Raw genomic sequence first — 25,415 nt, forward strand, 5'->3', positions numbered from 1 at the left:
ACACGTAGTATAGTAATCAAAATTTTCCTCTATAAAATAGAGGAAAATAATAATATATATTTATTTTGCATATTCTACTGATCTAGTTTCTCTAATTACATTAATTTTAATTTGACCAGGATACTCTAATTCATTTTCTATTCTCTTAACAATATTCCTTGCCATTTCTGATGCACCTGCATCATCAACACTCTCTGGTTTAACCATTATTCTAATTTCTCGTCCAGCCTGAATGGCATATGACTTTTCTACACCTTCGTATGAGTTTGAAATTTCTTCTAATTTTTCCAAACGTTTTATATATGCTTCTAAAGTTTCTCGTCTTGCGCCAGGCCTAGCAGCTGATATAGCATCCGCTGCTTGAACAAGTATAGCTTCAAGTGATTGAGGATCAATGTCGCCATGATGAGCCCCAATTGCATTTACTATAACAGAAGATTCATGATGCTTCTTTGCTATTTCAGATCCTATTAAAGCATGTGGACCTTCAATCTCGTGATCGACTGCTTTTCCTATGTCATGTAGCAAACCTGCTCTTTTTGCAAGTGTTGGATCTATACCAAGTTCAGATGCCATAAATCCAGCTAAGTACGATACTTCTACAGAATGCTTTAAAACATTCTGACCATAACTCGTTCTGTATTTTAGTCTACCTAAAAGTCTTATAAGTTCTGCATGTAAACCATGAACACCAGTTTCGAAAGTAGCCTGTTCGCCTTCTTCCTTTATATTAGTCTCTACTTCCTTCTTGGCTTTTTCAACCATTTCTTCAATCCTAGCAGGATGAATTCTACCATCCAGTATTAGTTTTTCTAAGGCGATTCTTGCAACCTCTCTTCTTATAGGATCAAATCCAGAAAGTATAACTGCTTCTGGCGTATCATCGATTATTAAATCAATTCCAGTTAGGGTTTCTAAGGCTCTAATATTTCTACCTTCCCTACCAATTATTCGACCTTTCATTTCATCATTAGGTAAAGAAACAACATAAACTGTTGATTCTGCTACATGATCAGCAGCGCATCTTTGTATTGCACAAGTTATGATTTCTCTAGCCTTTTTATCAGCTTCTTCTTTTGCTTTTGTTTCAATTTCTTTAACCATAACTGCTGAATCATGCTTTATTTCTTTACGAACTTCATCAAGCAATAATTGCTTTGCTTCTTCTGAGCTAAGATTTGAAAGTCTCTCAATCTCTTTTCTTTGGTTTTGATATAATTCTTCAATGTTTTTTTCTTTTTCTTCCATTGCACTTTCACGTGCGTTTAAACTTTCTTCTTTCTTTTCAATTAAGTCACCCTTTTTATCAAGAGCTTCTTCCCTTTGAATGTTTCTTCTTTCCAATCTTTGAATTTCAGTTCTTCGCTCTCTTGATTCTTTTTCAAAATCAACTCTTAGCTTATGAACTTCATCCTTTGCTTCTAAAATGGACTCTTTTTTCATTGATTCAGCTTCTCTGCTAGCTTCATCCTTTATATTTTTTGCTTCTTCTTCAACCTTTGATATTTTAGCCCAAGAATAATTTCTTCTAATATAAAGTTCAATTGCAACCACCAGAATTACCAATACAACGACAATTATCATCCAATAGTTAAGTAGTCCCATTGCCGTAAACACCTCCTTTGCTTATACAGCTTCATAAAATTGTAAAAATGAAAGCTTTGAAAAGGTGTCATATTTATTCAATTGGCAATCATTTGAATATGCTAAACCAGTATCTGTATTTAACTCAATTGTATATTAATTTAACATTTATGTCAAGGTTATAAAAATTAGCACTATAAAAATTATTTTAATAATCTTTACAGTGCTTTTATTATCTTTAATATGATGGTTAATTATACATTAAATATAATTATTTTAAGTATTATTAAGCCTTAGGTAATTTTTTTTCTTTTTCTGAATTATCTTTTTCATCATTATTAGTCTTTGATTTTTTTAAAGGCAATTCATACTTTTCTCTGATTTTGGTTTCAATTTCCATTTCTATATCCGGATTTTCCTTTAAATATTGCTTAGCATTTTCTCTACCTTGACCAAGTCTTATTTCTCCATAAGAAAACCAAGCACCACTTTTTTGAACTATTTCTTCTTTAACACCAACATCAATAATATTTCCTTGTTTTGAAATACCTTCATTGTACATTATATCAAATTCAGCTTGTTTAAATGGAGGGGCTATTTTATTTTTTATTACTTTTACTCTAGTTCTATTACCAATCATTTCTTCCCCTTGTTTTATAGAATCGATTCTTCTAATATCCATTCTTACTGAAGCATAAAATTTTAAAGCTCTTCCACCAGGAGTTGTTTCTGGATTTCCAAACATAATACCAACTTTTTCTCTTAATTGATTTATAAATACGACTACACAATTTGATTTATTTATAGCTCCTGCCAGCTTTCTTAGTGCTTGAGACATAAGTCTTGCTTGAAGTCCAACATGAGAGTCGCCCATTTCGCCCTCTATTTCAGCTCTAGGAACTAAAGCTGCAACAGAATCCACCACTATTACATCTATAGCTCCAGATCTTACAAGAGCTTCTGCTATTTCTAAGCCCTGTTCACCAGTATCTGGTTGTGAAACTATTAAATTTTCTGTGTCAACACCAAGTCTTTTTGCATAAGATGGATCCAATGCATGCTCAGCATCAATAAATGCAGCAGTACCATCTGTTTTTTGAGCTTCTGCTATAATGTGAAGTGCTACTGTAGTTTTACCAGAAGATTCTGGACCATATATTTCTATAATTCTTCCCTTTGGTACTCCTCCTATTCCTAGTGCTATATCTAAAGCTAAGCATCCTGTTGATATTGAATCTATATCTGCTATACCATGTTCTCCAAGTTTCATAATAGAGCCTTTTCCAAATTGTTTTTCAATCTGTCCCATAGCAGCTTCTATCGCTTTTAATTTTTCATTATCCATATTATATCCCCTAAGGGTTCACCAACCTTTCCTCATGTCGAACGTTTGTTCTATTTAAATTATATAATAAATTTTCAATTAGGTCAATACTATGAATAAAAGTTCCTGTTTTAGCAGGAACTTTATTCATAGTAAAATTATGGACATATTTTTAATTTTTATTCACTTGTCTAATCTTATAATTTCTTTATTCTTAACAAAATAATCTATTCCAGAAACAATCGTTATTATAACTGCTAAAATCATAGTTACACTAGTTAAATTTTTAAAGAGCGCTACTAAATCTATAGGGAAATAGTTATGTAAGAATTTAATATTTCGTATATTCAAGTTTATTAATGCACACACTATAGCAACAATTTGTACAACTGTTTTTATCTTCCCCCACCAACTAGCTGCTAGTACCACACCTTCTGCAGCTGCAATTGATCTAAGTCCTGTAACTGCAAATTCTCTTGCAATTATTATAATTGCAATCCAACTGTTTAATATATGAAATTCAACTAGAGAAACTAAAGCCGCAGATACTAAAAGCTTATCTGCTAAAGGATCCATTAATTTTCCAAAACGTGTTATTTGATTTCTGCTTCTAGCTATATACCCATCAAGTTTATCTGTAAGCGCTGCTATAATAAACACGGTTGTGGCAATACTTCTGCCATAAGGAATCCCCCTTACAGCAACAAAAATTAAAAATACAGGAACTAAAATTATTCTTATTAAAGTTAGTTTATTGGCGAGATTCATCACATACAACTCCTATTAAATCATATTCTAGACTATCTATAATTTTTATTTTAGCGAAATTACCTACATTTAATATTCTATCACACTTGAAAAAAATTTCACCATCTATTTCTGGTGCCATCTCATAATTTCTTCCGTACCAAAAATCATCACTATTTTTACCTTCTATCATAACATTATATATTCTTCCGATTTTATTTTTATTTATCTCTAACGATATTTCTTGCTGAATTATCATTAGATCTTCTTGTCTTTGTTCCTTTATCTTTTCATCTATTTGATTTGGCATATTAAAAGCTTCTGTTTCCTCTTCTCTTGAATATTTAAAGACTCCTAATTTATCAAACTTAATAAATCTAATAAAATCTTTTAATTCTTCAAAGTCTTCATCAGTTTCACCTGAAAAACCTACAATTATTGATGTTCTCAGACAGATGTTTTTAATACTATTTTTTAAATTTAATATTGCTTTGGTTATTTCTTCTTTTCTTGTACGTCTTCGCATCTTTGTCAATATATTGTTACTTATATGCTGTATAGGTATATCTATGTATTTGCATACTTTATCATTATTAGATATTTCAGTTACTAGTTCATCAGTTATTTCTTCTGGATAACAATAAAGTATTCTTATCCATTCTATAGCTTTTATTTCTCCAATTTTCCTAAGAAGTTCAGGCAGCATTTTCTTATTATATATATCTATCCCATATCTTGTTGTATCTTGTGCCACAATAATTATCTCTTTTATACCTTGCCTAGCTAATTCAGTACATTCTTCAATAATATCTTGTATAGTTCTACTTCTATATTTTCCCCTAATTTTAGGAATTATACAATATGAGCAATAATTATTGCATCCCTCTGATATTCTTACATAAGCACTAAATGAACCAGTAGTTACAACTCTTTTTCCTTGATTTATATTTTCATCACTGTAATTACATAAACTTTGTTTTTCAGCATCACCCTTTAAAAAGTTTTTGATAGCATTATTAAGTTTATTATAGTCGTTTACACCTAAAATCAAGTCTAGCTCTGGCATTAACTTCAATAGTTCATCTCCATATCTTTGAGTTAGACAGCCTGTTGCTATAAGCATTTTACAATTATATTTTTCTTTATATTCAGCCATTTCTAAAATAGTATCTATAGATTCTTGTTTTGATGCTTCAATAAATCCACAAGTATTTATTAATATTATATCTGCTTTTTTAGGATCATTTACGATTTCATAATTATCTTTAATAGTTCCTAACACAGTTTCTGAATCAATTCTATTTTTATCACAGCCTAAACTTATGATTCCAAAATTTAGTTTACTCACATTAAATCCTCCTACTTTAAGATTCTTCTTATCAATGACACTTATTTTATAGCTAAAAAACAAATTTAACAAGGAATTTTTAATTACATATATTCCCTTGGCAATATCATAATTTTTCCATATCTTCTTTAGCTATTAAAATATTTCTAGGTTTACTTCCATCACGTTGTGATATGATTCCCTTTTCTTCTAGTTGTTCAACAATTCTAGCCGCTCTGTTGTATCCTATTCTCAACTTTCTTTGAATCAATGAAGTTGAGGCTTGATCTGCTTCAACTATAATTTTTATTGCCTCATTCAATAGCTCGTCTTCATCTCCTGATTTAGATTCTACCGAATTATTATTAATTTCTTCAATTATTTCTTCTCTATACTCAGATTTTAGATTTTGATCTTTAATAAAGGCTACAACTTTTTCAACTTCTTCTTCTGATATAAATGCACCTTGTATTCTTAGTGGTTTAGATTCTCCTACCGGATAGAATAACATATCACCTTTACCCAGAAGTTTTTCTGCCCCTGCCGTATCAAGTATTGTTCTTGAATCTATTTGACTTGATACTGCAAAAGAAATTCGAGATGGTATATTTGCCTTAATAACACCTGTAATTACATCTACAGAAGGTCTTTGAGTAGCAATAACTAAATGCATACCTGCAGCTCTTGCCATTTGAGCTAGTCTTCCTATGTAATCTTCTACGTCATTTGGACATACCATCATAAGGTCTGCAAGTTCATCAATTATTATAACAATCCAAGGGAGTTTATTGTCTATTTTCCCCTTATGATATAATTCATTGTATCCTTCTATATTTCGCACACTATTATCTGCAAACATCTTATATCTTTTAGTCATCTCATTTACTGCCCAACTAAGAGCACCGGCAGCTTTTTTGGGATTAGTTACTACAGGAATCAAAAGATGTGGTATACCATTATATATGCTAAGCTCAACTACTTTTGGATCAATCATTAATAATTTAACATCATCAGGTAGATATTTGTATAAAATACTTATTATTAATGTATTAATACATACACTTTTACCAGAACCTGTAGCTCCCGCAATAAGCATATGAGGCATTTTACTTAGGTCAGACACAACACAATTTCCACCTATATCTTTACCTAAACAGAAAGCTACTCTAGATTTTGTATTACTAAAAGCATCTGATTCTATAACTTCACGTAGATATACCGGTGTCAAATCTTTATTTGGTACTTCTATACCTATAGCAGCTTTTCCTGGAATTGGTGCTTCTATTCTTACTCCAGCAGAAGCTAGGTTTAAAGCTATATCATCTGCCAAATTAACAATTTTACTTACTTTAACTCCAGCACTTGGCTGAAGTTCATATCTAGTTACAGAGGGCCCCTTTGTAACTTGAATTACTTTTGCATCTACTCCAAAGCTATTTAAGGTATCTGTTAATTTCGTGGCACTTGTTAAAAGTTCTTTTTTATCGCTTTTATTTAGTTTACTAAGTTCATTTTCATTTAAGAAATCTACCCTTGGTAATTCATAGTCGCCATTAATATCTTTTATTGAATTATCCTCAATTTCCTTTTCAAGTTCTTCACCTATAGCTTCTGATGGAATTTCCTTATTACTGTTACTGTTATTCCTATCATTACTATCTTTTATTTTAATATCTGATTCTGAAATAGCTTTGCTTTCATCATTTTTAGTATCAGGTTTATTTTTTATGAATTCCATAACATTTATTTTATTTAAAGTATCCTTTAATATGTTATCATTATCGTCTTTATCTATATTATACTTTTTTGTTTCATCAACATTTTGTTTTTGTCTTTTATGTAGAAGTAGAGTTTTTTTTAAAGCATCTCCTAAAGACTTTTTTGATATTAATACAAAAGAAACAATATAAATGCAAAAAAATACTACATAACACCCTTTACCAAAAAATTTTAGAAGTGGAACATCTATTATAAATGAGACTACTCCACCATGCATTATATTATTAGTATTGTATATGTTTTTGATTCCCTCTATAACTTGTCCACCACTATAATAATCACTTATATTAATCATTGTAATTAGAAGAAGAGTATTTATTATAAAGAGAATGATTCCATAAAACTTTTTGCTAAAGCCTATACTACCCCTCTTAACCATATATCCTATACCAATTACTATTATTATAAAAGGAAAAGCATAAGAACCAATTCCTATTATAGTAAAAAGTAATTTTCGCATACCTTTTCCAAATATACCACTTGTATTAGTAAAAAAAAGACTAAATATTATGAATATGCCAAAACATATTAATATAATACCTGCAATATCGCTGTTTAAAGTTGAGCTCTGATTTGAAGTATTATTTTTTACATTTCTTCTTCTAGACAATGAATTCACCTCCAAATTGTTTATTCTACATTTAATTAAAATATCCTCTTTATTTAATTAATACTATGTTTATATTCACTAAAATTAGTGATGTAAAGATAGATAACAGTATAGTATAAATAAATTAACCATAGGAAGTATCGCCTATGGTTGTTTTTGAATCATTTGCTCTAATTTTCCTAGTGCTTCTTTAATACCACCAACACTATCTATCAGCCCATAATTCACTGCTTGATTACCAATAAGTATTGTACCCATGTCATTCAACAATTCATCGCTTTGAATCATTAATCTATTAATAGTTTCCTTATCAATTTTTGAGGTTCTAGTAATAAATTCAATTATTCTTTGCTGCATCTTATTAAAATATTCAAAAGTTTGAGGTACTCCAATTATAAGTCCATTCATTCGTATTGGATGGATAATCATTGTTGCACTGGGAGATATAAAAGAATAATCTGCAGAAGTAGCTAATGGAACACCAATTGAGTGTCCTCCTCCAATAACTAATGAAACAGTTGGTTTGCTTAAACTTCTAATCATTTCTGCTATAGCAAGCCCCGCTTCAACATCTCCACCAACAGTATTTAAAACTATTAGGACACCTTCTATATTTTTACTTCTTTCAATTGAAACCAACTGCGGTATTACATGTTCGTATTTCGTTGCTTTAGTTTGAGGAGAAAGAACTGTATGACCTTCAATTTGTCCTATTATAGGTAACACATATATTCTTTCGTCTTCTTCAGCTAAATCATTAACACCTAATTCTTTTATATTTTCAAGTTGTTCACTATCTTCTCTTTTTTCATTTTTTTTATCTTTAGCCTTACCCATAAATATCACTCCAGTCTATATATATTTTGTGCATATATACTGAAATATATTCATGTTTAGGTTTATTAATAATCTAGGCACTCTATATTATAATTAGACCTTTTTTAAATCATTATCATCAAAATCAACTATTATTGTTCTAGTGCCTATTTTTTTTACATATTGCCAAGGTACTTCAGAAAATTCACTTTTATTGAAAAAACTTAAGCCTGATTTATTTTCGTTTAAAATCAAAAATTTCATATTTCCCATATCATCTATAACTACGTCGTTATTTGAAAGAGCTGCGTATTTTTCTCCATCATTTACATTGATGATTTCATATTTTTCTATTTCACTATAGAGTTTAAAATTATCGTTATCATTTAAATTATCATTCAAAATAATCACCTCATATAAAATTTATAGTATATAAATAAACTATGATTATTTTAAATAAGTAATTACAAATAATTTAAAATAAAAATAAAAAGGCACTATTGCCCTTCTATCCTTACTGTTCGTCTTTAGCTTCTTCTGGTTTAGACTCAGCTATAGCATCTTTTCTTGAAAGATTAATTCTACCTTGGTTATCAATATCAGTTACTTTTACTAATATTTCATCACCTGCTGATACAATATCTTCCACTTTATTTACTCTATTTACATCAAGTTTTGATATATGAACAAGACCTTCTTTTCCAGGTAATATCTCAACAAAAGCTCCAAAGTTTGTTGTCTTTACAACTTTTCCTAAATATATATCCCCTACTTTAACGTCCTTTGTAAGGTCATCTATCATTTTAAGTGCCTTATTAGCACTTTCACCATCATTTGACATAACAAAAACTTTTCCATCATTATTTATATCAATTTTTACACCAGTTTCAGCTATAATTTTATTTATAGTCTTTCCTCCTGCGCCTATAACATCTCTAATTTTATCAGGATGTATATTTATTGTGTAAGCTCTTGGCGCATAAGGAGACATTTCTTCTCTTGGCTTTGAAATACAATCATTTATTTTTTCAAGTATTAAAAGTCTTGCTTTTTTAGCACCTTTTATAGCCTGTTCTATGCAATTTTTTGAAAGACCATGAATTTTTGTATCTACCTGAATAGCAGTTATACCCTTTTCAGTACCAGCTACTTTAAAATCCATATCTCCAAAGAAGTCCTCTAGTCCTTGTATATCTGTAATAACTTTTTCTTCGGATAAATCTTCACTAGTTATAAGTCCCATTGCTATACCAGCAGCCGGTCTCTTTATAGGAACTCCTGCATCAAGAAGTGCTAAGGTACTTCCACATACACTTGCTTGAGAAGTTGATCCATTAGAACTTAGAACTTCTGAAACCAACCTTATAGTGTACGGAAATTCTTCTTCAGAAGGTATTAATGGTTCTAATGCCTTTTCTGCTAAAGCTCCATGTCCAATCTCTCTTCTTCCTGGTCCTCTTAAAGGTCTTACTTCACCTGTTGAGTAGGAAGGGAAATTATAATGATGCATATATCTTTTAGACTCTTCTGTTCCAAGTCCATCTAATATTTGCACATCACCTAGTGCTCCTATGGTAGCTACGGTCATAACTTGAGTTAGTCCTCTTGAAAACAAACCAGTACCATGAGTTCTTGGTAGTATGCCTACTTCACAACCAAGTTTTCTTACTTCATCAAAAGATCTTCCATCAGGTCTTCTATCTTCATGTAATAACATGTTTCTAACAATTTCTTTTTGTGTAGAATATACCACTTCACCTATTTCAGAACTACTTCCTGGATACTTCTCACCAAATTCTTCATCTAGTTTTTTATTTATACTCTTTAATACTTCGCCTCTTTGATCTCTATCAGTGATATACATAGCTTCTTTTAACATATCAAAAGCAAAGTTCTTTACATCTTCTGCTAAGTCTTTGTCAACTTTGTGTAAAGTTGGTTCAATTTTTTGTTTTCCAAATTGTTTCATGGCTTCTTCTTGGAATGATACAACTTCTTGACAAGCATTAAATGCAAAATCTACAGCATTAATCATAACATCTTCAGGTATTTCATCTCCACCTGCTTCAATCATCATAACTCTCTCTTTTGTTGCACATACAGTTAAATTTAATATGCTATCTTCTCTCTGCTGCGTAGTTGGATTTAATATAAATTCATCACCAATCATTCCTACTGATACAGTACCAACTGGTGTAGTAAAAGGAATGCTTGATAAGCATAATGCCATGGATGCTCCATTCATGGCCAATATATCTGGTACATTATCTTGTTCAACAGATACTACTGTACATACAATTTGAACATCATTTCTATAACCCTTAGGGAAAAGTGGTCTTAATGGTCTATCTATTGCTCTAGCATGTAATATAGCCTTTTCTGATGGTCTACCTTCCCTCTTTATAAAGCCTCCAGGTATCTTTCCTACAGAATATAATCTTTCTTCATATTCCACACTTAATGGGAAGAAATCTATACCTTCTCTAGGAGATTCTGAAGCATTGGCATTTACTAATATAACAGTCTCACCATAGCTCATGAAAATGGCACAATCGGAAATCATACCTATTTTACCAAATTCCACCTTCATTTTCCTGCCTGCAATGGTAGTTTCAAGTACGTGATTCATACATCTACCTCCTTTAAGTAAATAGTAATGCATATATTATATATTATTGTAATAATTGAATTTTATATGTAATAAGAACACTAAAATAATAGAGCGGTTTAAACCGCTCTATTAGATTATTTTCTTAATCCAAGTTTTTTAATAATAGCACGATATCTTTCAATATCTTTCTTAGTTAAATAATTTAAAAGACCTCTTCTTTGACCTACCATCATTAGAAGACCTCTTCTTGAATGGAAATCTTTCTTATGAACTTTTAAATGATCATTTAAATGATTGATTTGTTCAGTTAATAAAGCTATTTGAACTTCTGGAGAACCAGTATCTCCTTCATGTCTGCTATGTTCTTTAATAATAGATTCTTTTAGTACTTTATCCATTGTGACACCTCCAAAATATTATCCCCTTATCCCAAGAATATCGTCGGTCAATCAATAATCTTAGTAATAGGTTACTAAATTGTATTATATCAAATAAAAATTAAATTGTAAATAATTTTTACAATTTAATTTCAATATTTCTCATTTTTGCAAATTTCTTGTCTTTTTCTAGCTGATTTTTAAGTTCTGCTAGAGAATTAAATTTTTGTTCATCACGTATTCTACTAATAAAATATATTTTTATATACTCATTATATATTTCATTAGTAAAATCTAATATATAAGTTTCAATAGTTAATTCATTTATGCCAATAGTAGGATTTGTGCCTATATTAGTTATACCCTTATATATTTTTTCTTTATATTTTACCAAAGTGTAATAAACACCCTTTTTGGGAATAGCAAACTCTTTATTGTATTCTAAATTAGCAGTTGGAAATCCAATGGTTCTTCCCAATTTTTTCCCAGATATCACCTTACCTTTAAGCATATAAGGTTTTAAGAGCATATTATTTACATCTTCCATTTTACCAGCACCTATGTTAGTTCTTATTCTTGTACTACTAATTACATTTTCATTATACTCAATAGGATTTATTATAAAGAGTTTGAAATTATATTCTTCACTTAATTTTTTTAACAATTCAATATCACCAAGATTTTTATGTCCAAATCTATAGTTAAAGCCAACTACAATCCCAACAGCATTATAACATTTAATCATATTAAATATAAAATTTTCAGGCGACATTTTCATCAAATCTTCATTAAACAAAGCAAAATTTACTATATCAATACCCAATTTATCTAAAATTTCAGCTTTAGTATCATTGTCCATTATAAGCTTTGGAACTTTATCTTTATCAACTATGGTTAATGGATGATTTGCAAAAGTATTTACCATACTTTTAATGTTTCCATTTGATTTTGATAATTCCAACACCTTATTAATCAATGTTAGATGCCCCTTGTGAAGACCATCAAAGCTACCTAATGCTATAAAAGTATTATATTTCAACTTTGTTTTAAAATTGTCATGTAAAATAATCATACTTATTTACTCCTAAGTTAATAATTTAACTATTTTAAAACCCACTTCATTTTTCATACCTATTCCAATGAATTTATTGTTTTTTAAATATGTTCTACACAATTTGTTATCAGGGATATAATCTATTAATGAATTATTTTTAAGTATAACTCCATTTATAAGTAACTTTTCTAAGTCATCATTAAAATATATTTTTTGATACATGTGTAAAGCAGTATCCATAGAAATCAAATGCTCTCTTATATTTTCTTCAGTTAAATCATCTAATTTAATTGAATCCTCTTTTGTAAATGCCCCAGTTGCTATTCTTTCTAGATTCCACATTAATCCACCGCATTTAAGTATTGAACCTATATCATTGCAAAGACTCCTAATATACGTTCCTTTTGAACACTTTACCACAAAAGAAACATAAGGTATTTTAATTTCCGTAATCCTTATATCATATATAGTTATTTTTCTACTTTTTCTTTCTACTTCAATTCCTTGTCTTGCCAATTCATATAATCTTTTACCATTTACTTTTAATGCTGAATACATAGGTGGGATTTGATCTATAGATCCTATAAAAGAATTTATAGCATCTCTTATATCCTCTTCTGATACATTTATATGGCTGCCTTTAACTATTTTACCCTCTTTATCATAAGTATCACTAGTAAAACCAAGCTTTAAAACTACATCATATATCTTAAAATCATCCATTATGTAGTCTACAAGTTTTGTAGCCTTACCTAAACAAACAGGTAATACACCTGTAGCTAAAGGATCTAATGTACCAGTATGTCCAACCTTCTTAATTCTACTTAATTTTCTTATACTTCTTACTACATCGAAAGAAGTCATACCAGGAGTCTTATATATATTCAGTATACCATCCATTATATCAGCTCTTTTTCCAATTCTTTTATAAGTATTTCTTCCGCTTCTTCAATAGTTACATCTAATTTCAATCCAGCAGCTCTTATATGTCCACCACCACTGAATTTTTCTGCTACCTTTCTTACATCAACATAGTTTTTAGACCTTAGACTAACTTTAACCCCATCTTCTGTTTCTTTTAGCAGTATAGCAGTTTCTACAGTATCAATTTTTAATCCAATAGATATAACCTCAGCACTATCACATTCTTTAATTCCCGCTTTATTTAGCATATTAATAGTAAGTTTCATTATACAGATATTATTAGTACTATTAAGATATAAGTTATCTATTACCAATCCTTGAAGTTTTATAACTTCAAGTTTTTTGTTGTCAAATATTTTTCTATGTATAGAACTAAAATCAAGTCCTGCATTTATTAAATTACCTGCAATTAAATGTGTATTATAAGTAGTATTAGAATGTCTAAATGAACCGGTATCTGTTAAAATTGACGTATATATGCATTCAGCAATTTTAACATCAATATTTACATTCATTTGATTTAATAATTTGTAAATTATTTCTCCAACAGAAGCTGCCTTAGTATCCACATAGTTTATATCTCCATAGGAATCATTGGACAAATGATGATCCATATTTATTATGATAAAACTTTTATTATGAAAATCTATATCACAATTTAATCTATCTACATTTCCGCAATCAAGTGCAACTAAGCAATCAGCATCTTTGGGTATTTCTTTAAGAGATCCATCTATTTCATTACTTAAAGGAAGAAATGAAAATGTTTCTGGTATGGTTTCTTTACATACTATAGATACATCTTTATTTATTGACCTAAGACCATTAACTAAAGCAAGAGAACTTCCTAAAGAATCTCCATCTGGTGACTGATGAAAAGTAACAAAAATCTTGTTACTTTTCATCAGTGTATTAATAATTTCATCAATTATCATTTTTTTTGGTCTCCTTTATCTTCTGAAGAATAGAATCTATATGCATTCCATGTTCAATAGAATTATCAAGTTCAATAATTATCTCTGGTGTTAACCTTAGACTAACTTGATGACCAACTTCTCTTCTTATAAATCCTGCACTTTTTTTAAGAATACTTAGACTTTCATTTTTTGCATTATCATCTCCAAGTATACTTACAAATACCTTTGCATATCTCAAGTCTTTAGTAACGTCTACTTTAGTAACACTTATTAAAGTATTAAGTCTTGGATCTTTTATTTCATTTTGTATCACGTTGCTAACAACTTTTTTTACTTCTTCATTTATTCTTCCACCTCTGTATTTAACCACAGAAATCTCCCCTTTGTATTATAATTCTTTAGGCTTTATTTCTTCCATAGCAAATACCTCAAGAATATCTCCTTCTTTTATGTCGTTGTATTTTTCTATTGTAAGGCCACATTCATAACCAGCAGCAACTTCTTTAGCATCATCTTTAAATCTCTTAAGAGATCCAAGTTCGCCTTCAAGAATTACAATTCCGTCTCTTATAATTCTAATACTGCTGTTTCTTGTTATCTTTCCATCAAGTACATAACATCCTGCAACAGTTCCTATACTAGATATCTTATATACTTGCCTAATTTCTACCTTACCTACTATAACCTCTTTAAATTCTGGTTCAAGCATACCTAACATTGCTGCTTTAATATCATCAAGAGCATTATAGATTATTCTATAAGTTTTTATGTCAACATCTTCTTTTTCAGCAGCACTGGTAGCATTAGTATCAGGTCTTACATTAAAACCTATTATTATGGCATTTGATGCACTAGCTAAAGTTACATCTGTTTCTGTTATAGCTCCTACTGCTCCATGTATAACTCTTACCTTTACAGATTCTGTTGAAAGTTTTTCAAGAGATTGTTTTAAAGCTTCAATTGAACCCTGAACATCTGCTTTAACAATAATATTAAGTTCTCTAACTTTTCCTTCTTGTATTTGACTATATAATTCCTCTAAAGATACTTTATGGTTTGAGTTCAAGTAAGTATTTCTAACCTTTTCTTTTCTCTTCTCAGACATACTTCTTGCAGTCTTTTCATCTCTTATTACATTGAATTTGTCTCCAGCAGATGGCACTTCTGAAAGTCCAAGTATCTCCACTGGTATTGAAGGTCCTGCGCTCTTTATCTTCTTGCCATTATCGTCAAACATAGCTCTTATTCTACCGTAGGTTGAACCAACCAATATTGAATCTCCTACATGAAGTGTACCATTTTGAACTAAAAGAGAAGCAACTGGTCCTCTTCCTTTATCAAGTTTGGATTCAATTACGGCACCTTTAGCCTTTCTACTTGAATCTGCTTTTAATTCTTTTACTTCAGCTGTTAATACTATCATTTCAAGTAAATCGTCTATACCTATTTTAGTTTTTGCTGAAACTGGTACACATATTGTCTCTCCACCCCAGTCTTCTGGAACAAGACCATACTCAGTAAGTTCCTGTTTTACTTTGTCAGGATTAGCACCTGGTTTATCTATTTTATTTATAGCTACAATTATAGGTACATTAGCAGCTTTACAATGATTAATAGCTTCTTTAGTCTGAGGCATTATACCATCATCAGCAGCGACTACAAGTATAACTATATCTGTAATTTGAGCTCCTCTAGCTCTCATAGCTGTAAATGCTTCATGACCAGGTGTATCTAAGAATGTTATGCTTTCACCATTTATATTAACAACATAAGCACCTATGTGTTGTGTAATTCCACCAGCTTCACTTTCTGTTACTTTAGCTTTTCTAATAGCGTCTAGTAATGAAGTTTTACCATGGTCAACATGACCCATTACAGTAACAACTGCTGGTCTCTTTTTTAATAATAAGTCATTATCTGCTTCACTATCTATTTCAGCAAAATCATCATCATCATTATCTTCCTTAGGTACAGCAATGGTATTAAATTTTTCGCACAATTTTTCAGCGGTCTCAAAATTTATCTCTTGGTTTATAGCTGCCATAACACCCATAAACATTAATTGTTTAATAACTTCAGCTGTTGGACTTCCTATTTTATCTGAAAGTTCTTTTACTGTTATAGTCTTATCTATTTCAATAATCTCTTTTTCTTCTGCTACTTCTTCAGTAGATATATTATCTTCTAAATCTTCTAAATCTTCTTTCTTATTTTTGTTCTTTTTGCGCTTTACCTCATTTATACTATCATTTAAAATTTCTTCATATTCTTCTACTAAACTTTCTTTTTTACCTACAGCACTTTCAGCAAAATCTTTATTTTCACTGTCAGCAAAAAATTCCTTTATAAGTTCAGCATCTTCATCATCTATTGTACTCATATGATTCTTTACTTCTATATTAAACTCTTGTAAAAGTAAATTTATTAAATCTTTGCTAGAAATACCTAGCTCCTTTGACAATTCATGCACTCTTATTTTTGACAAATAAGTCACCCCCGATTATATTTTTTCCTGCCATAATTCCAAAAGCTTTTTGCTCATATTTGTATCAGTAATACAGACAACATTAATCTCTGGCCTTCCTAAAGCTCTACCTAATTCTTCTTTAGTAAAAAATTCAATGATTTTCGAATTAAATCTTTTGGCATATGTATTAAACTTATCCTTTGTATTTACTGAGGCATCCTTTGATATTAATATGATCTTTGAGCTTCCAGCTTTTAGTGTCTCTTCACATTTATTGTAGCCTTCTTTTAGATTTCCTGCTTTTTTAACAAGACCTAAAAACCTAAGAAATTTATCATTGTTCATTTATAATTTCATCCTTTAGTTTTGAATAGATTTCATCACTGATATCTGTTTCAAGGCTTTTTGCAAGTCTTTTTGCTCTTACTGACTTTTCTAAGCACTCTATATTCTTACAAATGTAAGCTCCCCTACCAGCTTTTTTCCCGGTAAAATCTATTGAAACTTCGCCTTCTTTAGTTCTGACAATTCTAATTAATTCTTTTTTTGGTTTCATTTCCATGCATCCAGTACACATTCTTTTAGGTATTTTTTTTACAACCATAGCAATACACCTCTATTCTTCAATAGATTTTGTAAGTTTTTCAGCTTGTTCTTTATTTTTAATATCTATCTTCCAACCAGTAAGTTTAGCTGCAAGTCTTACATTTTGGCCTTCCTTACCTATTGCTAATGAAAGCTGTCCTTCATCTACAATAACCTTAGCACTCTTATTACCTTCATCAATAGATACATCAATTACTTTTGCTGGGCTTAAAGCATTTGCTATATATTCTTCAGGCAATTTATTCCACTTGATAATGTCAATTTTTTCATTTCTTAGTTCATTAACAATATTTTGTACCCTAGTACCTTTAGTTCCAACACAAGCACCCATAGGATCCACATTTTCATCATTAGAATAAACTGCAATTTTAGTTCTTGATCCAGCTTCTCTCGATATGGATTTTATTTCAACTATTCCTTCATATATTTCAGGAACTTCTAATTCAAATAATCTTTTTACAAGACCAGGATGAGTTCTTGAAACTACTACTTGTGCACCCTTTGTTGTATTTTTAACTTCAACAATATATAATTTTATCATTGTATTATATATGTAGTCTTCTCCAGGTATTTGCTCATTTTGGCTTAATACTGCTTCTATTTTACCAAGATCAATAAGTACATTGCCCTTGTCTTTTCTTATAACAGTTCCAGTAATAATATCAAATTCTTTTTCAGCGAATTCATTATATATTATACTTCTTTCTGCTTCTTTGATTCTTTGAACAACAACTTGTTTCGCTGATTGAGCTGCTACTCTACCAAAAGTTTTTGGAGTAACTTCAATATCAGCTAAATCTCCAACCTGATATCTAGGATTCTTTGTTTTTGCATCTTCCAAAGATATTTCATTTATATCATCAAAAACTTCTTCCACAACAGTTTTTTGAGAGTAAACATGAATATCTCCATTTTCTCTATCCATGGTAACTTTCACATTGTGTGCATTGTCAGCTACTTTTGCATAATTCTTCTTATATGCAGCTACTAAAGCATCTTCAATTGTAGAAAATAATAAATCCTCACTTATTCCTTTTTCCCTAACAATTTCTTTTAATGCACCGATAAATTCCTCATTCATTTTTGTTTAAACCTCCTTAAAGCTCCCCTTTTAGAATAACCTTGTCAATGGTGTTTCTAGGTATTGAAAATTCATTATTTTCATCATAAATAATAATATTATCCGAATCAAATTTAATAAGTTTTCCTTCAAGATTTCTTTTACCTTCATATAACTTATTTAAATCTAAACTAATATTTGAATTAATATACTTATTTAAATGCTCATCTGTAAAAAGTGTTCTAAATACGCCGGGAGAAGACACTTCCAAGTAGTAACTACTTGATATAGGATCTTCTTCATCTAAAGTTTCACTTATTCTTCTACTTACCTTTTCACAATCACTTAAGCCGATGCCATTTTCACTATCTATGTAAATTCTAAGAAAATTTTCACCGTCTTCTTCAACAAACTCTAAATAATAAAATTCATAACCTAATTCTGTAACTATTGGGTTAAATAAATCTATTAACTTATTAATTAAAATCTTTTTATCCAATTAAATTCCCTCCTTACTAATATCTTCTGCATTTTTTATATAATATATTTATATTAATGAAAAACGCAACTACAGTTGCGTTTACAAATAGAAAGAGCGGGCTTTTATCCCACTCTCTTGCAAAAAATTATAAGTAAAAGATTATCTCTATCCATTCTATCACAAGAAATTTCTAATTTCAATAAAAAATTTAGTATTACATGCTGAATATGGATAGTTGATTAGTTTCAGGAAGACCATTAAGACATCCATGTTCTCCTAAAGTTTCAACTACACTTTTTGATACTTTAGCACGTAATCTTAAATCTTCTTTTGAAATAAACTCTCCTAATTTTCCAGCTGCAATTATATTCTTTGCTGCATTTGTTCCTACACCTGCTAGAGAATTTATTGGCAATCTTATAGCGTCACCTTCAATTAAGAATTTTGTAGCATTAGATTTATATAAATCTACTTTCAAAAACTCTATTCCCCTTTTATACATTTCATAAGATATTTCTAGAAGAGTAAGAAGTCCCTTATCCTTCTGCGTAAGATTATTTCCCATAGAGTATAGTTCCTGCATTTTTTGCCTTATAGCATCTTCACCACGTATCATAAGGTTAGCATCAAAGTCATCTGCTCTTACTGTAAAATATGTAGTATAGTAAGCTTTAGGATAATATAACTTAAAATAAGCTATTCTAACTGCCATCATTACATAAGCCACAGCATGACCTTTTGGGAACATATACTTTATTTTTTTACAGGATTCTATATACCAGTCCGGTACTTTATTATCCTTCATTATTTGTTCATGTTCCTCTGAAAGGCCTTTACCCTTTCTTACCTTTTCCATAATAGTAAAAGCTATTTTGGGTGGTAATCCCTTATGAAGAAGATATATCATAATATCATCTCTTGTAGCAATACAATCCTTTAAGGTAGTATACCCTTCTTTAATATAGTACTGAGCATTATTAAGCCAAACATCCGTTCCATGAGATAATCCAGAAATTCTCACCAAATCCGCAAAAGTTTTTGGCTTAGTATCAAGTAACATCTGTCTTACAAATTTTGTACCAAACTCTGGCAATCCATAAGTTCCCACTTCACATTCCAGTTCTTCTTTTGTTACTCCTAGTGCATCAGGACAAGTAAACAAACTCATTACCTTTTCATCACCAAGCGGTATAGATTTAGGGTCTATTCCTGTTAAGTCCTGAAGCATTCTTAAAACTGTAGGATCGTCATGTCCAAGTATATCAAGTTTCAAAAGTCTACCACTAATAGAATGATAGTCAAAATGAGTAGTTATAATGTCTGTATCATTATCATTTGCCGGATGTTGTATTGGAGTAAAATTGTATATTTCATTATCACTTGGAACAACCATAACACCACCTGGATGCTGTCCTGTGGTCCTTTTTATTCCTGTACAACCTATAGTTAGTCTTTCAATTTCAGCCTGAGGTACATTTATTTCCTTTTCAGCTAAATATTTTTTTACATATCCATAAGCAGTTTTTTCAGCAACAGTACCAATAGTACCAGCTTTAAATACATGGCCCTTTCCAAAAAGTTCTTCTGTATACTTATGTACTACAGATTGATACTCTCCTGAAAAGTTAAGATCTATATCTGGTTCCTTATCCCCATTAAATCCAAGAAATGTTTCAAAGGGTATATCATGTCCGTTTTTTTCATAAGTAGTTCCACATTTAGGACAAACCTTATCTGGCAAATCTGCTCCTGAACTTATAGATCCATCAGTGAAAAACTCACTATTCTTACACTTAGGACAAACATAATGAGGTGGTAATCCGTTTACCTCTGTAATATTTGACATTGTAGCAACAAACGAAGAACCAACAGAACCTCTCGAACCAACTAAATATCCATCTTCAGTTGATTTAGCTACTAATTTTTGCGCAATAAGATAAAGTACAGCGTATCCATTATTGATTATAGAATTTAATTCCTTATCCAGTCTGCTTTGTACAACTTCCGGAAGTTTATCTCCATATATCTCATGAACCTTTTTTAAAGTCATATCTCTAATGTCTTCTTCCGCACCAGGTATTTTAGGTGGAAAGGTTTCATCTGGTATGGGCTTTACATCTTCAATCATATCAGCAATTTTTTGTGTATTATATATAACTACTTCTTTACACTTTTCACTTCCTAGATAAGAAAACTCCTGAAGCATTTCATCTGTAGTCTTTAAGTATAGTGGAGGCTGATTTTCAGCATCATTAAACCCTTGTCCTGACATTAATATTTTTCTAAAAGTTTCATCAGTCTTATCTAGAAAATGAACATCACCTGTAGCAACAACAGGTTTCTTGAATTTTTCTCCTAAATGACAAATTCTTTTATTTATATCAATAAGTTCATTATCATCTTTTACTGTCCCATTTCTTATCATAAAATTATTATTTCCAAGAGGTTGAATCTCTAAATAATCATAAAAATTAACCATTTCTGTTAGTTCATCATCAGTTTTTCCATTCACTATGGATCTATAAAGCTGTCCCGCTTCACAGGCAGATCCTAAAATAAGTCCTTCTCTATACTTATTTATAACACTTTTAGGCATTCTAGGTCTTCTATAAAAATAATCTAAATTGGCAGTGGAGGTTAATTTATATAAATTCTTCAAGCCAACCATATTTTTAACTAAAATTATTATATGATATGTAGGAAGTTTTCTAATATCCTGTTTACTTAAAAACTCTAAATTAATAGTTTCAAGTTTGCTTATACCCTTTTCCTTCAAGTCTTTAAAACACCACAGCATAATATCAGCTGCTGCTTTTGCATCGTCTACTGCTCTATGATGATTTTCTAAAGATATATCTAGATGTTTACATATAACATTTAACTTATACTTCTTCAATTCTGGTATTAAAAACTTAGAAAGTAAAACTGTATCCATCACAGAATTATTACATTTTACTTTCATATCTCTACAATTTTTTTTAATAAAGGAAACGTCAAAATTTGCATTATGTGCAACAAGTATAGAATCCTCTATAAAATTTATAAAATCAGGTAATACTTTTTCTATGGTTGGTGCATCCTTTACTGTATCATTATTTATACTAGTGAGATCTATTATCTTATTTGGTATTCTCATCTCAGGATTGACAAAAGTACTAAAAGTATCAATTATGACTCCTGCCTTAATTTTAACTGCACCAATCTCAATAATTTTATCATTTTTACTGGAAAGGCCGGTAGTTTCTATATCAAAAACCACAAAAGTGTCCTCTATAGTCCGGTCTTTAGGATTAATTATAATGGGTTCACCATCATCTACTAAATAGCCTTCGACTCCATAAAGAATTTTTATATTATTTTTCTTACCTGCATCCATGGCTTCTGGGTATGCTTGAACCACACCATGGTCTGTTATCGCTACAGCTTTATGTCCCCATTTTGCAGCACGTTTAATAAGTTTACTAGCTGGAGTCATTGCATCCATAGCACTCATGGTAGTATGTAAATGAAGTTCTACTCTCTTTTCATCACAAGTATCCATTCTTTCGATTTTCTTGCATTTTACTATATCCCTTCCCATAATAACAACATCTTTTGAAAAGGTATCATAAGTTGCTTCACCTCTAACTTTACAATAAAGCCCCTCTTTTATTTCATCAATTAATTTTTCTGTATCCTTTGGCCTTGGAAAACACTTAACGGTTATGGAGCTGGTATAATCCGTTATATAAAAAGTTACAATTTTTCTACCAGATTTTGTTTCTACAATATTAACTTTAAATATATCTCCTAAAATAGTAACAACACCAGAAGTTTCATCTATAGTATCTATTTCAACATTGTTATTATTTATTGATTTGCCATAGATAACAGAGCTATTTTTATCTGGAGTACTTGAATAATTTCTTTCATATCTATTTTGATTATTCTTTTCTATATTCCTTTTAGGTGCACTAGTAGATTTATCTTCTCTTACAACTTCAGCATTAGCTGCTATAATATTTTTTATTATAACACTCTCTTTATTTTCTCTATCAGAAAAATAATCAGTATTTTTAATAACTTCATCATATTTTAAGTTAACTCTGCACTTTATTGAAAACATGTCTTCAATAGTATGTTTTAATAATTTTTCAAGTTCCCTACTCTTTAATAAATGACATAAAAATTTATTACCATTTATTATATTTATAGTATCTCCCTCAGCAGATATAGTTGACTCTGTTAAGCATCCCTTTGCAATAGGAAAAGCAGAAGTGATATTTCCTATAACATCTATCCAGTATTTAGTACAAATATCCTTAAGTATAATATTAGATATATCTTTATAGCATATTAAATCAATTTCATTAGTACAATTTATTTTTTTCACTATTATTGATTTTATTAAATTAACATTTTCGCTATTTAATTCATTAATAGACTTAATGAAAATTCTCAATCTATTACTTTTTTTTAGAAATTGTACTCTTATGATTTTTATATCTTCATCTACTAACATATCATTAGAATTAATATCTTTTATTATTAATTCAGCTAGATTTGTACTCAAGATAATATTCCTCCAATACTTTTTAGTATATTTTATACATCTTAAAAGAAATAACCAATGAGTATGCTAGTGTATTTTACATACTTAGCTTATTATTCCGTTTCAGATAATTTATTTATTTCCCTTATAAGTTCTTCTACAAGATCTTCTTCTTTAACCTTTTTTATAATTTTACCTTTTTTAAATATGAGTCCCTCACCTCTACCACCTGCTATGCCAATATCCGCTTCTCTTGCTTCACCAGGCCCATTTACAACACACCCCATAATAGCTACCTTAATATTTTTTTTGCAATTAGATAGTCTTTCCTCTACCTCTTTTGCAATTTTTATAAGATTTATTTCAGTTCTCCCACAAGTAGGACAGGAGACAAATTCAATGCCACTTGATAAATATCCAATAGATTTAAGTATTTCTCTTCCAACTTTAACTTCCTCCACTGGATCTCCAGTTAAAGAAACTCTTATAGTATCTCCTATACCTTCACATAAGAGAGTTCCTATCCCTATACTAGATTTTATAGTTCCTCTCCATATAGTTCCCGCTTCCGTCACCCCAACATGTAGAGGATATTTTACTTTCTCAGATATTTTTCTATAACTCTCAATCATCATTAAAACGTCTGAAGATTTTATTGATATTACAATATCGTCAAAATTCACATCTTCCAGTATTCTAACATTATTTAATGCACTCTCAACTAGGGCATCTGCACATACCTTGCCATATTTATTCAATAAATCTTTTTCAAGAGAACCAGAGTTAACACCAATTCTAATGGGAATTTCTCTTTCTTTAGCAGCTTTAGCAACCATTTTAATCCTATCAGTGTTACCAATGTTTCCAGGATTTATTCTAAGAGCAGATACACCATTTTCTATAGATTTTAATGCTAATTTATAATCAAAATGTATATCCGCAACCATTGGTATATGTATTTCACTAACTATTTGCTTTATGGCTTCACTAGCTATTTCATCGGGTACAGCACACCTAATTATGTCACAACCCGCCTCTTCTAATTTTAAAATTTGATTTACTGTGTCAGCTACATTTCTAGTATCTGTATTTGTCATTGATTGCACTGTTATATCATTATTAGCGCCTATATAAATATCTCCAACTTTAATACTTTTAGTATTTAATCTTTTCATTTGTATCAACTCCTAAAAATTAACGGGGAAAACTATATCTTTTATAATTATAAGTACCATAAATGCCATTAGTATAGTAAATCCAACTGTATTAATAATACCTACCTTATTCTCATCTACTGATTTTCCTGTTATTATTTCATATAAACATATGAGAACATAACTTCCATCTAAAGCTGGAAAGGGCACTAAATTAATAATACCTAATTGTGAGCTCAAGAAAGCAGTAATGGTTAGAAGTGGTATAATTCCAGCTATAGCCGCCTGCCTAGTTATCTTTATTATGGTTACAGGACCGCCTACATCGTTAAATGATGCTCCACCTGAAAACAATATTTTAAAGCTTAAAAATACTTGCTTTATTATAGATATAGTTTCCCTAAACCCATATCCTATAGATTGCAACACTGTAGGTGAGCTCACTACCTTAGGGTAAATTCCAACTATACGTCTGTTAGTTTCCTTATCCTTCACAGTATTTAATGTATATCTTTTTAATTCACCATTCTGCTTAACGGTTAAATTAATAGGTTTATCCTTTGCGAGAGCTACACCCATAGAAAAATCTTCCCAAGTTAATACTCCAATACCATTTACTTTTACTAATTGGTCTCCAGCTTTTATACCCGCACTAGCAGCAGGACTATTTGGTACCGTATTATTAATAACGGGTAAAGCAAATCCACTAAATCCGCCTATAATACAATATAATACAATAGCCAATATAATATTCATCACTGGACCTGCAAGAACTATACTCAATCTTTGAATTGGTAACTTATTGTTAAATGCTCCTGGATCATTACTTTTTTCTTGATCTCCTAGCATTTTTACATATCCACCAAAAGGAAATATCCTTATAGAATACTGAGTTTGTTTTCCTTTAATTCCAAATAATTTTGGGCCCATTCCTATTGCGAATTCTTCTACTATCACACCGTTTAGCTTTGCTAATGTAAAATGTCCAAGTTCATGTATTAAGATTAATACTCCAAAAGCAAGTATTGCAGCTATAACATACAAAA

At 30.3% G+C, this 25,415-nt stretch carries 21 protein-coding genes; all 21 read right to left on the reverse strand.

Annotation, left to right across the window (positions count from 1 at the left end):
• Positions 1-60: 60 nt before the first annotated feature.
• The 21 genes from rny to RH99_RS07635 all read right to left on the reverse strand — a co-directional run bounded on the left by rny (position 61) and on the right by RH99_RS07635 (position 25,413).
• On the reverse strand, positions 61-1,605 hold the full coding sequence (gene rny, locus RH99_RS07535; RefSeq protein ID WP_010236097.1) for a ribonuclease Y: 1,545 nt from the start codon (positions 1,603-1,605) through the stop codon (positions 61-63).
• A gap of 265 nt (positions 1,606-1,870) precedes the next feature.
• Positions 1,871-2,929: a recombinase RecA gene (gene recA / locus RH99_RS07540; RefSeq protein WP_010236099.1), complete on the reverse strand. Its 1,059-nt coding sequence runs from the start codon at positions 2,927-2,929 to the stop codon at positions 1,871-1,873.
• Between the two features lie 162 nt (positions 2,930-3,091).
• Positions 3,092-3,676, reverse strand: coding sequence for a CDP-diacylglycerol--glycerol-3-phosphate 3-phosphatidyltransferase (pgsA, locus tag RH99_RS07545; protein ID WP_010236101.1), 585 nt, complete (start codon positions 3,674-3,676; stop codon positions 3,092-3,094).
• Positions 3,660-5,003 carry a 30S ribosomal protein S12 methylthiotransferase RimO gene (gene rimO / locus RH99_RS07550; RefSeq protein ID WP_010236103.1) on the reverse strand — a complete coding sequence of 448 codons (1,344 nt, stop codon included), beginning with the start codon at positions 5,001-5,003 and terminating at the stop codon, positions 3,660-3,662. Before rimO ends, pgsA begins: the two co-directional genes overlap by 17 nt.
• Before the next feature lie 106 nt (positions 5,004-5,109).
• Positions 5,110-7,371 (reverse strand): FtsK/SpoIIIE family DNA translocase, encoded by a 2,262-nt coding sequence (locus RH99_RS07555; protein WP_010236105.1) that lies wholly within the window; start codon positions 7,369-7,371, stop codon positions 5,110-5,112.
• 144 nt (positions 7,372-7,515) lie between these two features.
• On the reverse strand, positions 7,516-8,208 hold the full coding sequence (locus RH99_RS07560) for a ClpP family protease (protein WP_010236107.1): 693 nt from the start codon (positions 8,206-8,208) through the stop codon (positions 7,516-7,518).
• Positions 8,209-8,301: 93 nt separating this feature from the next.
• Positions 8,302-8,589, reverse strand: a complete 288-nt coding sequence (locus RH99_RS07565) for a YlmC/YmxH family sporulation protein (protein WP_010236109.1) — start codon at positions 8,587-8,589, stop codon at positions 8,302-8,304.
• A gap of 112 nt (positions 8,590-8,701) precedes the next feature.
• Positions 8,702-10,816: a polyribonucleotide nucleotidyltransferase gene (locus RH99_RS07570; RefSeq protein ID WP_010236112.1), complete on the reverse strand. Its 2,115-nt coding sequence runs from the start codon at positions 10,814-10,816 to the stop codon at positions 8,702-8,704.
• 116 nt (positions 10,817-10,932) lie between these two features.
• Positions 10,933-11,196, reverse strand: coding sequence for a 30S ribosomal protein S15 (gene rpsO / locus RH99_RS07575; RefSeq protein WP_010236117.1), 264 nt, complete (start codon positions 11,194-11,196; stop codon positions 10,933-10,935).
• A 118-nt stretch (positions 11,197-11,314) separates the two neighbouring features.
• Positions 11,315-12,247 (reverse strand): bifunctional riboflavin kinase/FAD synthetase, encoded by a 933-nt coding sequence (locus tag RH99_RS07580; RefSeq protein WP_010236120.1) that lies wholly within the window; start codon positions 12,245-12,247, stop codon positions 11,315-11,317.
• Between the two features lie 12 nt (positions 12,248-12,259).
• Complete coding sequence (truB, locus tag RH99_RS07585) at positions 12,260-13,129, reverse strand: tRNA pseudouridine(55) synthase TruB (RefSeq protein ID WP_010236121.1); 870 nt, start codon at positions 13,127-13,129, stop codon at positions 12,260-12,262.
• The gene (locus tag RH99_RS07590) at positions 13,129-14,088 is read right to left on the reverse strand and encodes a DHH family phosphoesterase (RefSeq protein ID WP_010236123.1); all 960 of its coding nucleotides are present in this window, start codon (positions 14,086-14,088) and stop codon (positions 13,129-13,131) included. Before RH99_RS07590 ends, truB begins: the two co-directional genes overlap by 1 nt.
• A complete protein-coding gene (rbfA, locus tag RH99_RS07595; RefSeq protein ID WP_010236125.1) occupies positions 14,078-14,440 on the reverse strand; it encodes a 30S ribosome-binding factor RbfA in 363 nt (120 codons plus the stop codon). The genes RH99_RS07590 and rbfA overlap by 11 nt, the downstream gene beginning before the upstream one ends.
• 18 nt (positions 14,441-14,458) lie before the next feature.
• Positions 14,459-16,555: a translation initiation factor IF-2 gene (gene infB, locus RH99_RS07600; protein WP_010236127.1), complete on the reverse strand. Its 2,097-nt coding sequence runs from the start codon at positions 16,553-16,555 to the stop codon at positions 14,459-14,461.
• Between the two features lie 15 nt (positions 16,556-16,570).
• Entirely contained in the window at positions 16,571-16,882 is a 312-nt protein-coding gene (locus tag RH99_RS07605; RefSeq protein ID WP_010236129.1) for a ribosomal L7Ae/L30e/S12e/Gadd45 family protein, read from the reverse strand.
• Positions 16,872-17,141, reverse strand: coding sequence for an RNase P modulator RnpM (gene rnpM / locus RH99_RS07610; RefSeq protein ID WP_010236131.1), 270 nt, complete (start codon positions 17,139-17,141; stop codon positions 16,872-16,874). Before rnpM ends, RH99_RS07605 begins: the two co-directional genes overlap by 11 nt.
• A gap of 12 nt (positions 17,142-17,153) precedes the next feature.
• Positions 17,154-18,224, reverse strand: coding sequence for a transcription termination factor NusA (gene nusA / locus RH99_RS07615; protein ID WP_010236133.1), 1,071 nt, complete (start codon positions 18,222-18,224; stop codon positions 17,154-17,156).
• A gap of 16 nt (positions 18,225-18,240) precedes the next feature.
• Entirely contained in the window at positions 18,241-18,702 is a 462-nt protein-coding gene (gene rimP, locus RH99_RS07620) for a ribosome maturation factor RimP (protein ID WP_010236135.1), read from the reverse strand.
• Between the two features lie 196 nt (positions 18,703-18,898).
• Complete coding sequence (locus RH99_RS07625) at positions 18,899-23,239, reverse strand: PolC-type DNA polymerase III (protein ID WP_026038432.1); 4,341 nt, start codon at positions 23,237-23,239, stop codon at positions 18,899-18,901.
• A gap of 89 nt (positions 23,240-23,328) precedes the next feature.
• Positions 23,329-24,390: a flavodoxin-dependent (E)-4-hydroxy-3-methylbut-2-enyl-diphosphate synthase gene (ispG, locus tag RH99_RS07630; RefSeq protein ID WP_010236139.1), complete on the reverse strand. Its 1,062-nt coding sequence runs from the start codon at positions 24,388-24,390 to the stop codon at positions 23,329-23,331.
• A 12-nt stretch (positions 24,391-24,402) separates the two neighbouring features.
• On the reverse strand, positions 24,403-25,413 hold the full coding sequence (locus RH99_RS07635) for a M50 family metallopeptidase (protein WP_010236141.1): 1,011 nt from the start codon (positions 25,411-25,413) through the stop codon (positions 24,403-24,405).
• Between the last annotated feature and the right edge of the window lie 2 nt (positions 25,414-25,415).

Origin of the sequence: Clostridium arbusti SL206 (genome assembly GCF_000246895.1) — a bacterium.
In the GTDB taxonomy this organism is placed as follows: domain Bacteria; phylum Bacillota; class Clostridia; order Clostridiales; family Clostridiaceae; genus Clostridium_I; species Clostridium_I arbusti.

Excerpts from the sequence above, each read along its gene's own strand:
- rny (WP_010236097.1), bottom strand. The coding sequence starts at position 1,605 with ATGGGACTACTTAACTATTGGATGATAATTGTCGTTGTATTGGTAATT.
- RH99_RS07570 (WP_010236112.1), bottom strand. The coding sequence starts at position 10,816 with ATGAATCACGTACTTGAAACTACCATTGCAGGCAGGAAAATGAAGGTG.
- ispG (WP_010236139.1), bottom strand. The coding sequence starts at position 24,390 with ATGAAAAGATTAAATACTAAAAGTATTAAAGTTGGAGATATTTATATA.
- RH99_RS07560 (WP_010236107.1), bottom strand. The coding sequence starts at position 8,208 with ATGGGTAAGGCTAAAGATAAAAAAAATGAAAAAAGAGAAGATAGTGAA.
- rnpM (WP_010236131.1), bottom strand. The coding sequence starts at position 17,141 with ATGGTTGTAAAAAAAATACCTAAAAGAATGTGTACTGGATGCATGGAA.
- nusA (WP_010236133.1), bottom strand. The coding sequence starts at position 18,224 with ATGAATGAGGAATTTATCGGTGCATTAAAAGAAATTGTTAGGGAAAAA.
- RH99_RS07605 (WP_010236129.1), bottom strand. The coding sequence starts at position 16,882 with ATGAACAATGATAAATTTCTTAGGTTTTTAGGTCTTGTTAAAAAAGCA.
- pgsA (WP_010236101.1), bottom strand. The coding sequence starts at position 3,676 with ATGAATCTCGCCAATAAACTAACTTTAATAAGAATAATTTTAGTTCCT.
- recA (WP_010236099.1), bottom strand. The coding sequence starts at position 2,929 with ATGGATAATGAAAAATTAAAAGCGATAGAAGCTGCTATGGGACAGATT.
- RH99_RS07590 (WP_010236123.1), bottom strand. The coding sequence starts at position 14,088 with ATGATAATTGATGAAATTATTAATACACTGATGAAAAGTAACAAGATT.
- RH99_RS07580 (WP_010236120.1), bottom strand. The coding sequence starts at position 12,247 with ATGATTATTTTACATGACAATTTTAAAACAAAGTTGAAATATAATACT.
- truB (WP_010236121.1), bottom strand. The coding sequence starts at position 13,129 with ATGGATGGTATACTGAATATATATAAGACTCCTGGTATGACTTCTTTC.
- rpsO (WP_010236117.1), bottom strand. The coding sequence starts at position 11,196 with ATGGATAAAGTACTAAAAGAATCTATTATTAAAGAACATAGCAGACAT.